General features: G+C 50.1%; 14 protein-coding genes. 5 read left to right on the forward strand and 9 right to left on the reverse strand.

All coding sequences use genetic code 11. The features are described 5' to 3' along the window. The first annotated feature begins 2 nt into the window (after positions 1-2). Positions 3-3,110 carry an efflux RND transporter permease subunit gene (locus tag NYR02_RS08330; RefSeq protein WP_260975911.1) on the forward strand — a complete coding sequence of 1,036 codons (3,108 nt, stop codon included), beginning with the start codon at positions 3-5 and terminating at the stop codon, positions 3,108-3,110. 129 nt (positions 3,111-3,239) lie between these two features. Here NYR02_RS08330 and NYR02_RS08335 read toward each other — a convergent pair whose 3' ends face one another. From NYR02_RS08335 to NYR02_RS08355, 5 genes are all read right to left on the reverse strand, one after another. After that, the gene (locus NYR02_RS08335) at positions 3,240-3,488 is read right to left on the reverse strand and encodes a DUF3297 family protein (protein ID WP_260975912.1); all 249 of its coding nucleotides are present in this window, start codon (positions 3,486-3,488) and stop codon (positions 3,240-3,242) included. 208 nt (positions 3,489-3,696) lie between these two features. Beyond that, positions 3,697-4,008: a DUF3817 domain-containing protein gene (locus NYR02_RS08340; RefSeq protein WP_260975913.1), complete on the reverse strand. Its 312-nt coding sequence runs from the start codon at positions 4,006-4,008 to the stop codon at positions 3,697-3,699. 222 nt (positions 4,009-4,230) lie between these two features. Further along, a complete protein-coding gene (locus tag NYR02_RS08345) occupies positions 4,231-4,791 on the reverse strand; it encodes a class I SAM-dependent methyltransferase (protein WP_260975914.1) in 561 nt (186 codons plus the stop codon). A 136-nt stretch (positions 4,792-4,927) separates the two neighbouring features. Then, on the reverse strand, positions 4,928-5,458 hold the full coding sequence (locus NYR02_RS08350; protein ID WP_260975915.1) for a hypothetical protein: 531 nt from the start codon (positions 5,456-5,458) through the stop codon (positions 4,928-4,930). A gap of 299 nt (positions 5,459-5,757) precedes the next feature. Next, complete coding sequence (locus NYR02_RS08355; RefSeq protein ID WP_260975916.1) at positions 5,758-6,060, reverse strand: hypothetical protein; 303 nt, start codon at positions 6,058-6,060, stop codon at positions 5,758-5,760. A gap of 512 nt (positions 6,061-6,572) precedes the next feature. Here NYR02_RS08355 and NYR02_RS08360 point away from each other — a divergent pair. Then, a complete protein-coding gene (locus tag NYR02_RS08360; protein WP_260975917.1) occupies positions 6,573-7,388 on the forward strand; it encodes an AraC family transcriptional regulator in 816 nt (271 codons plus the stop codon). 102 nt (positions 7,389-7,490) lie between these two features. Further along, a complete protein-coding gene (locus NYR02_RS08365) occupies positions 7,491-7,859 on the forward strand; it encodes a VOC family protein (RefSeq protein ID WP_260975918.1) in 369 nt (122 codons plus the stop codon). Positions 7,860-8,246: 387 nt separating this feature from the next. On the opposite strand, the gene NYR02_RS08370 is transcribed toward NYR02_RS08365, so the two are convergent. The 4 genes from NYR02_RS08370 to NYR02_RS08385 all read right to left on the reverse strand — a co-directional run bounded on the left by NYR02_RS08370 (position 8,247) and on the right by NYR02_RS08385 (position 11,189). Beyond that, complete coding sequence (locus NYR02_RS08370) at positions 8,247-8,573, reverse strand: hypothetical protein (RefSeq protein WP_260975919.1); 327 nt, start codon at positions 8,571-8,573, stop codon at positions 8,247-8,249. An 88-nt stretch (positions 8,574-8,661) separates the two neighbouring features. After that, a complete protein-coding gene (locus NYR02_RS08375) occupies positions 8,662-9,138 on the reverse strand; it encodes a thioesterase family protein (protein WP_225691174.1) in 477 nt (158 codons plus the stop codon). Between the two features lie 129 nt (positions 9,139-9,267). Then, positions 9,268-10,203: a metal-dependent hydrolase gene (locus NYR02_RS08380; protein WP_260975920.1), complete on the reverse strand. Its 936-nt coding sequence runs from the start codon at positions 10,201-10,203 to the stop codon at positions 9,268-9,270. Positions 10,204-10,220: 17 nt separating this feature from the next. Beyond that, a complete protein-coding gene (locus NYR02_RS08385; protein ID WP_260975921.1) occupies positions 10,221-11,189 on the reverse strand; it encodes an alpha/beta fold hydrolase in 969 nt (322 codons plus the stop codon). Between the two features lie 406 nt (positions 11,190-11,595). Between NYR02_RS08385 and hemB the strand changes: the two genes are divergently transcribed. Beyond that, on the forward strand, positions 11,596-12,606 hold the full coding sequence (hemB, locus tag NYR02_RS08390; protein ID WP_260975922.1) for a porphobilinogen synthase: 1,011 nt from the start codon (positions 11,596-11,598) through the stop codon (positions 12,604-12,606). 33 nt (positions 12,607-12,639) lie between these two features. Then, the gene (gene ppk1 / locus NYR02_RS08395) at positions 12,640-14,736 is read left to right on the forward strand and encodes a polyphosphate kinase 1 (protein WP_260975923.1); all 2,097 of its coding nucleotides are present in this window, start codon (positions 12,640-12,642) and stop codon (positions 14,734-14,736) included. The last annotated feature ends 57 nt before the right edge of the window (positions 14,737-14,793 follow it).

Genomic DNA, 14,793 nt, shown 5'->3' on the forward strand with positions numbered 1-14,793 from the left:
CCATGAGTGCAGTAATCCGCTGGTTTATCACCCATCGCGTGGCCGCTAATCTGGCCATGCTCTGTATTCTGGTTCTGGGACTGCTGGCCGTACCGCGCCTGCAGCAGGAATTAATTCCCAATGTTGAACTCGACCGCATCAGTATTCAGGTGCTTTATCCCGGTGCCTCGGTCAGCACCACAGAACAATCACTCTGCACACCACTGGAAAATGCTATCCACGATATTGCCGGTGGCGAAGAATTAATTTCCTGGTCGTATCCCGGTTTATGCAGCCTTACGCTGGATATCGCCGAAGGCTACGATGCCAATGCTCTGCTGGCCGAAATCCGCAGCCGCCTTGCAGACCCGGCGTTACTGCCCGCGCAGGCCGAAGCGCCCGATATTCAGATTCTTCAGGTACGCAACCGCGCGCTGCGTATTATTGTCAGCGGTGATGAAAGCTATACCAACCTGCTCAGCAGCGCACAAAGTTTACGTCGTGAGCTGCTGGCCTTACCCGCCGTTTCAACAGCAGAAATTCAGGACCGGGAAAAGCCCGAAATACGCATTCAGTTTTCGCTGGCCGATCTCTACCGCTACCCACTGCAGCTGCAACAGATCAACCGCCAGCTGATCCAACAGGCGGCACCGGCAGCCGGAGGCCTGCTGGAAACCGGCGACGGTGACATACTGATTGGTAATGACCGTGATTTCCGTTCAGCCAGTGATTATGAGCACTTATTGATTGCCAGCGATGGCGCCGGTAACCGCCTGCGCCTGGCCGATGTTGCCAGCATTCAGGATACCCGTACCGATGCCACAGCACTGGCGCTGCTGAATGGTAAACCCGCTCTGGCGCTGGATATTTACCGCAGTGGCAACGATGACATTACCGCCATATCGGCGGCGGTAAATACCTATCTGCAACAACACCCGGCCAGTGCCAATATCAGTTACTACGTCTGGCAGGACGAAGCGGTTAATTTCAGCGAGCGTTTAAACCTGCTGCTGGACAATGCCCTCAGCGGTTTATTGCTGTTATTTATTGTGCTGTTGTTATTTCTGAATGCACGACTGTCGTTCTGGGTCAGCATGGGTATTCTGGTCTCTTTTATTGGCACCCTGTTTGTTCTGCCACTGACATCAACATCGGTTAATTTTATCTCGTTGTTTGCTTTTATTCTGGTACTCGGCATTGTCGTTGATGATGCCGTCGTTGTCGGCGAAGCTGTTTTCGCCCGTCAGGAACTTGGCGAGCATGGCACACAGGCAGCGTTGTCCGGCACACTGGATGTTTATAAGCCGGTATTATTTTCGGTGATTACCACGCTGGTTGCTTTTATGCCGCTGCTGTTTCTCCCCGGCCCTGAAGGCATGCTGATAAAAGCAGTCCCCATTGTGGTTATTACCACACTGTTATTTTCGTTATTTGAGTCGCTCTGTATTCTGCCCGCGCATCTCAGCCATAGGCCTGCCAATGCGACAAAGCCCCATCGCCTGCAGCAATACTTCAGCCGCTTTTTACAGCAGGTTGTCGGACATTATTATCTGCCTCTGCTACGGCGGATTGTGCACAACCCTTACCCGGTTATCGCCGTCTTTACCGCCGCTTTTATACTGACGTTATTACTGATTAGTCAGGGCTGGATTAAATCGGCATTATTTTCCGAAATAGAAGGCAATGTCGTCACAGCCAAAGTTACTTTTCCGCAAGGATCGCCACGCGAGGCAACCCAAAAGGCACTGCAGCAGCTCGCCGTTGCCGCCCGTAAAGTCGAAACCAGCGCGGGTTATGCCGAAGGTGAAATGATCCGTCGGATTTATCAGGTGGTCGCGCCCAATACCCTGCCATCCAACCAGAAAGTCTATGCCCGTGCCGACCATACCGGGCAGATAATGCTGGAATTACCGGCGGCAAACAGCCGGGCTTTCAGTGGCCAGGATATGATCCGTTGGTGGCGGGCTGAAAGCGGTGCCATAACCGGTGTCGATAACGTGGAATACAGCGCCACGGTAAACCCTTCCAAGGCCGATATTCAGATTGAATTTTCCGGCAGCGATCAGCAGGCATTAAATACTGCAGCACAACGCCTGAGTGATTATCTGCAGCGTTTCTCCGGTATTTACAGCCTGCAGCGTCAGCCGGATAACAATGCCCAGCAATTGGATATCCGCTTAACCGACGAAGCCATTGCCGCAGGTATCAACCGCGGCCCTGTTCTGCAACAGGTTAATCAGGCTTTTTATGGCACCACTATTCAGCGCTTTTACGACAACGATGACGAAGTGGAAGTACGCACCAGCCTGAATGCAGAAGAACGTGCATCCGCCTGGTATCTGGATAACCTGCCGGTCGAAACCGCACCCGGCCAGATGGTCGCGCTGAAATATATAGCCACACACAGCCAGCAGGCGGTTAACCCTTATATCCGCCATTTTATGCGTGAACCTGTGGTTATGGTGTCGGCCTATGTTGACCCCAGCCAGAATAATGCCGAGAGAATTAAAAAGACCCTGCAGCAGGGCGCCGTACAAAACCTGCTGCACGACCTGCCCGGTGTGCGCTGGGACGTGGGCGGTTATCAGCGCGCGGTACAGTTTTTTCTCGACTTACTGGCGCAGTATTATCTGCTCGCCATCATCGTGATGTACCTGCTGATGGCCGTACTCTTTGCATCTTATGCCCAGCCTTTGCTGGTACTGTTTGCCATTCCTTTTGGTTTACTCGGTGCGGTCGTCGGACACCTGATACTGGGGCTCGACCTGACCCTGTGGTCGTATGTCGGCATGGTCGCCGTCAGCGGTGTGGTGGTAAACGATAATCTGGTGCTGCTCGACCGGCTTAATCAGTTAAAAGCGCAAAAGCTGCCAATAGCAGAAGCATTATTACAGGCCTGCAGCAGCCGTTTCCGGCCGATTCTTCTGACCTCGCTGACAACCTTTGCCGGAGTATTACCCTTACTGAGCGAAACCAGCATTCAGGCAAAACTGCTGATACCTATGGCGGCTTCTTTAGGGTTCGGCGTACTGTTCGCAACCATCATCAGCCTGCTGCTGGTGCCGGCATTATGCGCGGTGTTTAAGCAACCAAACGCAAAAGAAGCCTCCACCGCAGCACAGGCAGGATGACAGATAAAAGAGAATGACGGGAGAGACTTGTGGGAAAACGCAAAGCACAGAGCTGAAGCCTGTGCTTTGCGTCTTAGGATTTACAGCAGGTACTCAGAGAAAGAACTCACAGAAAATCCCGGAAAATACTTACTTATAAAAGGCTTCAACGTCGCCTTTCAGTTTAATAAGAATAGGACGGCCAAAACGGTCTTTTGCCTTAGGCGAAGGGATTTTCACCCAGCCTTCGCTGATGCAGTATTCTTCAACGTCGGTACGTTCCTTACCATTCAGGCGGATACCAATATCGTGCTCAAAACACTCAGCAACGTGCTGTGGGCTACGTGGATTACCGGAGAGATGATCCGGCAAAGCCGGCTTGGCGTTAGTGTCGCTCATGTTTATAACCTGGCATCAGAAAAAAGTGCCCCATTGTAGACAAGGCGGGTGAGCGACTCAATCGGCCTGCGCGCTATTTTCATCGGCACACAGACCTTCCAGCCAGCACCTCTGCCAGCACCTCTGCCAGCAACCCAGCCAACACCTCTTCCAACACCCCTCCCAGACTCTTGCTATAAGCCGGACACAACCCCGGACAGTAAGAATATCAGGAGCCTTGCGCCAGATTGGTAGCGGCAGCCTGCTCATTCTTTAACAGCTCTTTGCGGACAAACAGCTCTACCGGAATAAAGGCGAAAGGAACCAGCGACGCCAGCAACACCAGCAGCCAGGTCATCACCGACCAGCCCTGCTTATGGGAGGCCGCCAGCGAAAGAACTAAATACAGCATAAACAGCACACCGTGCGTCATACCAAGCATGTAAACGAAATCCCGGCTGATAACGCCCAGCGTGACACACAGAATAACCAGATAAGAGACGCCTTCCAGCAGGCTTGAAATCCTGAACAGCTTTAACATGAAATATTCACTCAGATATGGACAGTAAGGCGATATAGCACCACATTGGCCGGCGAAGGTAGCAAGGCCCGGAAGCCGAGGCAATAAACAATAGGGCTAAAGGTGTAATGTTTGGTAAATCTGGAAAGGCCTGACAATCAATCCTTCGGTACAATGCCTGCCAGTACCGTACTGAGTCTCTGTCCCGAATGGGCGATTGTGTCCGGCCCTGTATGCAAATTCCTAGTTTTTTGCCAAACATACCCATAGAGTGCAATTTACATCACCTTCTTCAAGGTTTTCTTCTTTGGTGAGTTCAAAACCAGCTGAATCTAAAGCTCGCTTAAGTGCATTTTTTGCTTCACTGCCATGCGGCAAACCGCCGTCTTTTACTACAATGAACTTACCATTTGATTTTAAAATTCTACGCACTTCTTTTAAGCCTTGATCCTTATCATGCCAATGATCAAATGAATCAAAAGCAAAGACAAAATTGGCTATATCATCCTTGACTGGAAGTTTTTCAGCTGCTCCTTCGTAGAACCTGATTCGTTCAGCAGCTGCATGGTTGACTGTTTGTTCTTTAGCAATCTCGACCATGCGAGAAACGGGGTCAATGCCTATCAAGGTTCCATTTGTTACTTGTTCAGAAGCATGCCTTAAAGCGCAACCAGTACCACAGCCAATATCAACCACTGTTGAGTCTTCGGGTAGTTTCAAAGCACCCACGCCAAGCTTATTTGTGGCATATTCTCCATATTTTTCTGCATACCACTCTGCAGTTTTAGTGTCCCAATTACTCATCATCTACTCCTATGAAAATAATGCTTTCTGATTTCTTCGTCTTGCTGACTGGCTCTGTTACTGGATCATAAAATAGCCGTCAGAAATTCAGTTATGCTGACGAATTTTTTATTGGCCGGAGCCAGTCACAATAAAATCAGATTAATCCGGTTTTCTGTAATTGTTGTTTTTGCTCTGTTACATGCTTCTGAATATTTTTTAATAACTGAGTGCGGGTATCAGTGGTTAAATGGCGCAGTTTTTCCGAAGCTTTCGGTGCTTCAAACGGGTTACCGGACAACAGCTGGCTGCGCAGATATTCAGCACGCTGGTAAAAGGCCGAAATACCGCTGACGTACTGATGTGGCATTTCAAAAATTGCAGACCCTTCCTGGGCAGCATTCCAGAAAAACGTATCCAGCTGGTATTTATCCGGCTGCATACTCATACTGTTACTCTGTGGTGCCTTATCAAATTCATCGACCCAACTTTGTAAACGTTCGGTATTCACCTGTATTTCTCCCAGCAACGACTGCTGCACATGGTAAACATCCCGCTGATGTTGCAGATTTTCAAATTCGATGGCTTTTTCAAAACCGGAATTAGCTGCCAGATAAACACCAACTACCGTCGCTAATAAAGTAAATAACTGGCCCAACCAGAATTCTTTGTTAACTTTTTCAGACATAAATAGCCTCTTGATTCCCTGAGGAAGTTATTGATAGAAAAATGACCTGATACAGGTATGCCGGACTTTAGCATTTTTCCGACGACAGGTAATCGGCCATTTATCGGATCTGTGAGCAACCCAACACAATCTGAATTATTAGAGCGCCTGTATATTTCCTATTTTCTTTCCGCTATTTTCTTTCCGGGCATATAACGCCAACCTCAGAGGTGTTTGGTGGAGTGGAGCAATTATGCAATAGTGAGCACAGGCGAGCGCACAATTAAGCGGCGGAACAAAACGGCCTATGCAGGTTTTTGTTATGTTCTTGACTCACATTTAAAACTCCCTCGGAATGTACCGCAATTATAATCCATATTGGTTGGAATTTTATTACAGAACACACCAATATTATTTTGCCACTGCTTAGCCTCACCTTTGTCAGTTAAACCACAAATAAACACTGTGATAACACAGTGAGCCGGAATCAACAGAATACTGTCAATCCAACTATATTCAGGATTTAACTTATAATAGTTATCGTTTACCTTCACCATTTCAGTAGATGTACTGCAGCTGTATTCATCCAATGGTGATCCCGTACTCAAATATTCTTTAGTCACATCTTTGTCCGTAATACTTACGTTAAAACCTGGAACTGAAATATTTTTATGGGGAAAAGCGACACAACCACTCAAAAATATTAGCATTAAAAAACATGAATACTTAATCATACCGACGCTAAAACTCAGATACATAACCGTGTATTAGTGTGCTTGCGCACTTATCCCGAGCGACTCTTTCGATAAACTCCGCGTAACTTATTGACCCCGCTGAGAAATCATCCATAACTCGAAAATCCTTTTTGGAAACGTACACGCCTGTTAACTTATTTTTCCTACGAGCTGCATTAACCAGTCAACTTGTACGCCATAAGTGCAAGCTGTTAATACATTTGATGTTTAACTTACTACCCTCCGGCAAAGCGGGCAAGCACGAATGTAAAGCATGCCGGAGCCGGAAAGCGCCGCTCATCACAACTCGCGTTGAAGCCTCTGCTGGTGATTTGGGCATGCTCACCTCATACTGGTGCACTCACGGCTGGTGACCGGAGCCTGACGAAGGAGTATAAAAAATGGACTATCAGACCTTTCAACCCGATACGGAACTGGATGCCATTATCAGTTGTTACTGGACCCTGGAAGTACCGTCTTCTGATGATCACCTGAAGCAGCGTATTGTTCCCGATGGCAGCATCGAGATGGCATTTATTCTGGGTGACGATATAAAACGTTATGTCTCGGATGACGAGTTTATTATCCAGCCAAGGGCGATGGTTCTGGGTCAGATCACTACCCCGTTTTTTATTGAACCCCTGGGGTATGTTAATACCTTTGCCATTCGCTTTTACCCGCACAGCTTTGCCAGCCTTATCTCTACACCGATTAACAATCTGGTGAATACCGAAACCCCGCTGGCTGAATTGTTTGGCGAAAAGACGGCTGATGATTTAACCCAGGCAATTTTTCAGGCGAAGGATACACCGTCCAGAATTACTATTATTGAAGCGTTCCTGAAGTCAAAGCTGAATGAGCAACAGGTTGTCGACAACATCATACAAACAACGATCGACGCCCTGATAGCGTCATCCGGGAATACACCGATTGCTGCGATAACCAAACAGGACCCGGCTCAGAGACGCCGTTTAGAAAGAAAATTCCAGCAACAGGTGGGGATCAGCCCAAAGCAACTCGGGAAGGTAATTCGTTTGCAACGGGCTTTGACAATGCTGCTTAACAATAAAGACGACAAACTGATGGACATCGCCTACGCCAGCAAATACTACGATCAGGCGCATTTTATCCGGGATTTTAAAGAGTTTACCGGGGTCAGTCCAAAGGAGTTTCTTGGGCATAAGCATATGGAGCTATCATCGCTGTTTTACCAATAAGCGCTGTCGTATTTGTACAATGAGTTGTCAGGCTGTTGATGTAGTCTCTGAATACGGTTTATCAACGAACCGCCATTCTGCTAATTATCAAAGGCCGACAGTATGAACAGTTATATCGCAATGTTTGAAATCCCTGCCACCGACCTTGCAAGAGCTGTGGCGTTTTATCAGGCGGTACTGGGTGTAAACATCGAATGTATGGAGATGCCGGGTATGGAGATGGGTATCCTGCCTTACGAAGGCCAGCTGGTTCCTGCGGTGATTGTAAAGGGTGAGGGCTATATCCCTTCTTCAGGTGGCGTCACTGTCTATCTCAATGCCGGCGATGATTTACAGCCAATGCTGGATAGGGTCACCGGGAGTGGTGGTCAGGTCATTCTGGAAAAGACGGCTCACGCCGATAACAGTGGGTTCTTTGCTTTGTTTCTGGATTCAGAAGGCAACAAGCTGGCGCTGAACTCACCGAATTAATACGCCGCTCACACAGCAGAAAACTATCTCTGAAGTCTCGCGGGCATGGCCCGCTCCTACGGTGCGGTGTTGGTTATGAATATCGTCATTGCGAGGAGCCCAACGACGCGACCATGTTGTTGATATGACGGCGGACAGGTACGGGAGATTACTTCGTCATTCTTTTAAGCAATAACCGCACTGATCTGGTGGGCAGTGCCCACCCTACATTTCCGTGTGAATGAAGTGCTCTGGCCTGTCGTGGATAAGATCCACTCCTACAATACAGCATCTGATTTACTATGCAGCCTTGTGCCTGAATTATGCGCCTGAATTTATGTGCCCGAATTATGCGCTTGCAGGCCGCGGTAGCGAGCGATAATTTTTCTGATCTGACCCGTTCAGCGGCTACTCTCTGCCCTTTCCCGGAACATCCATAAACTTAAAACTCACCCACAATAAGCACAAAAAAATCACCGGCAAAACCTCTACTATCAGCGAATATTCACCGCTGATTCCACCATCCGCTTCACTCAATTTATAACAACTAAAAAAAACCAGCGGATACAGCAGCGTTCCCCACAGAAAGAACGTGTTCATCAGGCGGTTAAACAGGGGAATTTTTATGCCGGGCTTACTGGCCAAGCCCATCAGGCTCGCCACCGCCATAAAAGGATACGCCAGCAAGGGTAAGGCACCGGCGGTGAGGAAAATAATTCTGAGCAGTTCATCCATGAGTTATATCCTGTGGGTTGAATACTGCCTGATATTAATCAGGCAGTAAGGCCGGAATCAGCACACTGTCAGCCGAATATCAAAGATATCAGCCGCACAGATAGGTACCGGTACCCACTGCGATTAACAGCCCTTCTTCGTTATGAAATTCCATGCGCGTTACGGCCACTTTATTGCCGATACGCAGCAGGGTTGCACTGGCAATAAATTCTTTGCCTTTGCCGGGGTGGAGAAAATCCACACGCATATCAATGGTGCCGAGTTTGGCCAGTTGTTTCGGCCGGTCTTCTTTCGGGATTTCATTTTTATGCATGCGCTGCCAGGTCGCGATTAACGCCATGGCGCCGCCGGTTACATCGAGCGCGGTAGAAATTGCGCCGCCATGCAGAATGCCCTGCAGCCAGTTACCGACCAGATCGTCGCGCATATTCATGCTGAATTCACAGCGGGTATCGCTGAGCAGTTTCGGTTTAAGGCCAAGCAGTTTGTTAAACGGAATCTGGTCGAGAAAATTCATCGCCAGTGTCAGCTCGGTTTTGCTGAAACCTTCAGCTTGTGTGGTCATGCCCTCTGCGGTCATGAAGTGCCCCTTTGTCTTTATTGTTATGACTCGCCCGCCAGAACAGCTTGGCGGGCAGGGCATTGTTCACAGAGGACAGAGGGGAGTCAAAGTATTCGGTGCAAAATAACGTGTTCAGCCGGCTTCTGCTTCGGCACGCTGTGCCGCCGGAGAGCGGGCGATATAAGCCAGTGCCTGGGCGGTATCACCTTCGGTAATCGGGTGAAAACGCGGTGACAGCCAGCGCAGCGTGGCCTTTACCAGAAAGCTGAAGCTCGGTACGTGGTCGGTGTTGCGGCCACAGCGCTCCATTTTCCGGGTCATTTTCAGCCAGCCCCAGCGACCGATTTTCCGCACTTCTGCATCTTTATCCTGCGCTGCGAGAAAGCGCGTACCGGTAAAGACAAAATACACGAACAACGGAAATACAAAGGCCATTAACAACTGGCGGCTGAGGTAAAAACCGATGCGGGTTTTGCACAGATGGCGGTGCAGGTCGTAAGCCACGGTGCGGTGTTCAACCTCTTCGGCCAGATGCCATTTAAACAGGTCAGCCATCACCGGGTCGGCTTTATTCCAGCTGGTGTTATCCATCGCCCATTGGCCAAGAATACCGGTGAAGTGCTCCACCGCACCGATAATACCCACGCGGGTTATCAGCCAGGAGCGCTCGAACATCTTCAGCTGCAGAAACTTCTGCCCCAGCGGCTCATCACCCAGCAGGGTTTTAAACAGAAAGCGCACGCGCTGCAAAAAAGGTTCGCAGTCTATCTCGTGCCGGTTCAGATATTTTTGCGCCGCGCTGTGTACGCGCGAGTGCACCGCTTCCTGACGGATAAAACCTTCAACATCGGCACGCAGTTCAGCGTCGTTTACCAGTGGCAGCGCTTTGTTATAGACACGGCAGAACCACAGCTCGCCTTCCGGCAGCAGCAGGTGGATGGCGTTGGTCATATACGAAGCCAGCGCGTCACCGGGAATCCAGTGCAGCGGAGTCTGTTCCAGATCAAAGCGCACTTTGCGCGCTTTCAGTTCGTGGCGCCCGGTGTTATTGGACGTGGCATTGTTCATATCAGGCTCCTGTATATTCACGCTTGTTCGGGCTGCTGCGCGGCAGAAAATGGCGAGGAAGAAACTGCAGATACCCGCACGGCACGCAGTGCGCTGTCTTCCTGATTGCTGTCGATGGTGTGGGCAAAATCAGCAATCCATTGCGCCACCTGTGGCGCATGGGTAAGCAGCACCCAATGGGTGGCGTCGATATCGCGGCGGTACAAATGTTCAACCCAGTCTGTTAATTCGCTGAACAACTGAGTGCCAACATAGTTGTCACCGGTCGGTACAATCAGCTGCACCGGGCAATGTGCCACACGCTGTTCGGGGCGGAACATTTTGTTCATAAAGTTAGCGCGGTACAGACGCACACCAATGGCACCGTCATCACGCTGGGTTGGGTTGGCTTCCGGCTCTTTAACCCCTTCACGCAGGCGCAGATAAGCCGGCCAGACTTTGGCAAGCCCCGTACGCCACATCAGCGGCGCCAGCAGCGGCAACTGGAAAAAAACGATGTACCAGCTGCTGAATAACTGACGGACGGCCTTGCTGATATTGCTGAATGACGTGGAGAACAGGTGCTTACGCATCCAGAATCCCATGTGGTCGAGACAAGGCCCCGACACGCTGGAAAATGAAGCAATCCGGCCTTTTAAAGCATCCGTGGTAACCGATTCCCAGCTCTGAATGGAACCCCAGTCATGCGCCGCCAGATGAAACCTGCGGCCCGGAATCAGCGTATCCACCACCGCCTGAAGATCCTGCGCCAGCAGTGGCATGCGGTAATCGGCGGTTTTCTGCGGTTTGTCAGACTGACCGGCACCGCGTACGTCATAAGCAATCACATAAAACTGCTGCGCCAGACGCTCGGCCACCGCATCCCAGACGCTGTGGTTATCGGGATAGCCATGCACCAGCACCAGCGCCGGGTTGGCCGGTTCGCCGCGGGTCAGGGCGTGCAGGCGCACAGGGCCCGACTGAATAATGTGTGTTGTCACTGTCATAGCGATTCCTGGATTTTTGTTTTTTTCAGGCGAGAACGCGCTCAGAGTATCGACGCAAACTAACAAACAACCCGGCCTGTGATGCAGGTTCGCCAGCGCCAATTTTGTCGGACAATACTGGCCTGCCTGACACTGCACGCATCATTCACTCATATCATTCACGCACGTAAAAACGACGACGGTGGTGCCAATAGCAAATGGCGTGTTTGCATAAAAGCTTCATAATTGCCCGGCATACTGCGCAGCACTTTACGGAAGGCAGAAAATCTGCAGAAATCCGCTGTTTAGCGCTAAGGCATCAACGCTGTGTTTATGAGCCACCACTCAATAAAGTTGCGTTATATCAGCACCGATTCAGCTACAATTGGCATACTTTTCATTTCCCTTCCCGATCAGGAGATTCCTCATGGCTTTCAGCGATGCTCAACGCTTTTTCCCGGAAACCCGCCTGCGCCGTAACCGCCGCGACAATTTTTCCCGCCGCCTGATGCGTGAAACTCAGTTAACGGTCGACAGCCTGATTTATCCGATGTTTGTGCTGGAAGGTCATCAGGAACGCGAAGCCATTGCCTCAATGCCGGGGATTGATCGCCTGTCCATCGACCTGATGGTGGCTGAAGTTAAGCACCTGTATAAGCTGGGTATTCCGGCGGTTGCCCTGTTTCCGGTAACGCCAGCCAGCGCTAAATCCGAATTTGCCGAAGAAGCCTTTAACCCGAATGGCCTGTTACAACGTGCCGTGCGGGCGATTAAAGATGCGGTACCGGAAATGGGCGTGATTACCGACGTTGCCCTCGATCCGTTCACCCTCAACGGCCAGGACGGCATCACCGATCATGACGGTTATGTGCTGAACGACCGCACGGTAGAAACCCTGGTGCAACAGGCGCTGTCTCATGCGGAAGCCGGTGCCGATATCGTTGCCCCATCCGACATGATGGATGGCCGTATCGGTGATGTCCGTCAGGCGCTGGAAGAAGAAAGCTTTGTAAACACCCGCATCATGGCGTACTCAGCCAAATACGCTTCCGCTTATTACGGCCCCTTCCGCGATGCTCTGGGCACGGCGGCCAGCCTTGGCAAAGCCGATAAAAAAACCTACCAGATGGACCCGGCCAACAGCAACGAAGCGCTGCACGAAGTGGCCATGGATCTGGCCGAAGGCGCCGACATGGTGATGATTAAACCGGGCATGCCGTATCTGGATATCGTCCGTCGGGTAAAAGATGAATTTCAGGTACCAACCTTTGTTTATCAGGTGAGTGGTGAGTACGCCATGCACAAAGCCGCTGCACAAAATGGCTGGCTGGATGATAACGCTGTGATGGCCGAATCCCTGATGTGTATGAAGCGTGCCGGAGCCGATGGCATTCTCACCTATTTTGCCAAGCAATATGCAGAGTGGATTAACAAGTAATACAGGCTTAATTAAAGCAGACAGGATGAAGCAATGAGTGACGCAGCCGCAGAAAAAGCCATCGATTTAAGCAGCAGCGAATATTATATAAACCGCGAATTAAGCCATTTGCAGTTTAATATTCGTGTATTGGAACAAGCACTTGACGATAGCTACCCATTACTGGAACGGCTGTTTTTTCTGTGCATTTTCAGTAAAAACCTCGATGAATTTTATGAGGTTCGCGTCGCCAACCTGACTCAACAGTTAACCTTCGCGCGCGAGCAAACCGGTGCCGATGGCATGCACCCGCAACAGGTTTTAAGCAGCATTCATGCATTGTGCAGCGCAACGGTTGAGCGCCAGTATGAAATCCTGAATGACACCTTGTTGCCGGCCCTGGAAAAAGAAAATATTCATTTCTTACGTCGTGCCGACTGGAGTGAAGATCAGCGCAGTTGGGTTCGGGCGTATTTTGAAGACAGCATTCAGCCGTTAATCAGCCCGATTGGTCTTGATCCTTCGCACCCGTTTCCACGACTGGTGAATAAAAGCCTGAATTTTATTGTCGCCCTCGAAGGCAAAGACGCGTTTGGCCGCGAAACCGGTCTGGCGCTGATTCCGGCACCACGTTCTCTGCCACGGATTATCCGCGTACCGGATGACATAACCAAAGGCGGCGATAATTTTATTTTCCTGTCGTCCATGATTCATGAATACGCCGACGAACTGTTCCCCGGCATGACGGTAAAAGGCTGTTACCAGTTCCGCGTAACCCGTAACGCCGACCTTGAAATTGACCACGACGATACCGCTGACCTGGCATCGGCATTAGAAGACGAATTGCATTCGCGAAACTTTGGCGAAGAGATGCGTTTGGAAGTGGCCGATAATTGCCCGGAAGAGCTGGCGAATTTTTTGCTGAAGCAATTCACTCTGGATACCACCGACCTGTACCGCGTTAACGGGCCGGTTAATCTGGGCCGCCTGATTGAAGTGATCAGCCAGATTTCACGACCAGACCTGCAATACACTCCGTTTACTCCGGGTCTGCCGAAGAACATTAACTTCAACAAAAGTATTTTCGAAAGCATCCGCGATAAAGATACGCTGCTGCTGCATCCGTTTGAGTCTTTTACGCCGGTGGTCGATCTGCTGCGTGAAGCAGCCAAAGATCCTAACGTACGTGCGATTAAACAGACCCTGTATCGCACCGGGGCAAAATCAGAGATTGTAAACGCTCTGGTGGATGCCGCGCGTAACGGCAAAGAAGTGACCGTGGTTATTGAACTGCGCGCGCGCTTTGACGAAGAAGAAAACCTCTATCTCGCCAACCGCTTACAGGAAGCCGGTGCGGTGGTGGTCTACGGTGTGGTGGGTTATAAAACCCACGCCAAGATGATGCTGATTGTGCGCAAAGAAGGCGACAAATATAAACGCTATGTGCATTTGGGTACCGGTAATTATCATGCCGGGAATGCCCGTGCCTATACCGATTACAGCTTCCTCACCGGCGATGATTCCATCGGTGAAGACGTACACAAAGTTTTTCAGCAATTAACCGGAATGGGCGAAGCGCTGCGCATTAAAAAATTATTCCATGCGCCGTTTACCCTGCATAAAAAACTGATTGAACTGGTGGACCGTGAACGTTCCCATGCCGAAGCCGGAAAACCTTCCTTAATCCGCATGAAAGCCAACGGACTGACCGAGCCGAAGTTAATCCGCGCGCTGTATAAAGCCTCGCAGGCCGGAGTAAAAGTAGAGCTGATTATCCGTGGTATGTGCTGTTTACGTCCGGGCGTAGAAGGTGTGTCGGAGAATATCCGTGTACGTTCTATTATTGGTCGCTTTCTTGAACACTCACGCGTTTATTATTTTCTGAATAACGGCAAAGATGAAATCTACGCCGGCAGCGCCGACCTGATGGAGCGTAACTTATTACGCCGGGTAGAAACGGCTTTCCCGATTGAAACCAGCAAACTGAAAGAGCGTATGAAAAGCGAACTGGAAGTGTACATGCTGGATAACTGCCAGGCCTGGGATTTACAACCCGATGGCAGTTATATACGCGCGCAACCTGCAGAAGGTGAAGATATGGTGAAGGCACAGGCGATTCTGCTGGAAACACTGGCAGCAAGCTCATCGTAAGCAATTCCGTTTAGCATTGATAAAAAAAGAGCTTCTGTTGAAGCTCTTTTTTTATGC

The sequence above is a fragment of the Thalassolituus pacificus genome (assembly GCF_025318105.1).
Lineage (GTDB): Bacteria > Pseudomonadota > Gammaproteobacteria > Pseudomonadales > Oceanobacteraceae > Venatoribacter > Venatoribacter pacificus.

Bases quoted from the DNA above. Each gene is read 5' to 3' on its own strand.
- ppk1 (WP_260975923.1), top strand. From the start codon at position 12,640: ATGAGTGACGCAGCCGCAGAAAAAGCCATCGATTTAAGCAGCAGCGAA.
- hemB (WP_260975922.1), top strand. From the start codon at position 11,596: ATGGCTTTCAGCGATGCTCAACGCTTTTTCCCGGAAACCCGCCTGCGC.
- NYR02_RS08330 (WP_260975911.1), top strand. From the start codon at position 3: ATGAGTGCAGTAATCCGCTGGTTTATCACCCATCGCGTGGCCGCTAAT.
- NYR02_RS08360 (WP_260975917.1), top strand. From the start codon at position 6,573: ATGGACTATCAGACCTTTCAACCCGATACGGAACTGGATGCCATTATC.
- NYR02_RS08385 (WP_260975921.1), bottom strand. From the start codon at position 11,189: ATGACAGTGACAACACACATTATTCAGTCGGGCCCTGTGCGCCTGCAC.
- NYR02_RS08375 (WP_225691174.1), bottom strand. From the start codon at position 9,138: ATGACCACACAAGCTGAAGGTTTCAGCAAAACCGAGCTGACACTGGCG.
- NYR02_RS08340 (WP_260975913.1), bottom strand. From the start codon at position 4,008: ATGTTAAAGCTGTTCAGGATTTCAAGCCTGCTGGAAGGCGTCTCTTAT.
- NYR02_RS08350 (WP_260975915.1), bottom strand. From the start codon at position 5,458: ATGTCTGAAAAAGTTAACAAAGAATTCTGGTTGGGCCAGTTATTTACT.
- NYR02_RS08335 (WP_260975912.1), bottom strand. From the start codon at position 3,488: ATGAGCGACACTAACGCCAAGCCGGCTTTGCCGGATCATCTCTCCGGT.
- NYR02_RS08365 (WP_260975918.1), top strand. From the start codon at position 7,491: ATGAACAGTTATATCGCAATGTTTGAAATCCCTGCCACCGACCTTGCA.
- NYR02_RS08345 (WP_260975914.1), bottom strand. From the start codon at position 4,791: ATGAGTAATTGGGACACTAAAACTGCAGAGTGGTATGCAGAAAAATAT.
- NYR02_RS08370 (WP_260975919.1), bottom strand. From the start codon at position 8,573: ATGGATGAACTGCTCAGAATTATTTTCCTCACCGCCGGTGCCTTACCC.
- NYR02_RS08380 (WP_260975920.1), bottom strand. From the start codon at position 10,203: ATGAACAATGCCACGTCCAATAACACCGGGCGCCACGAACTGAAAGCG.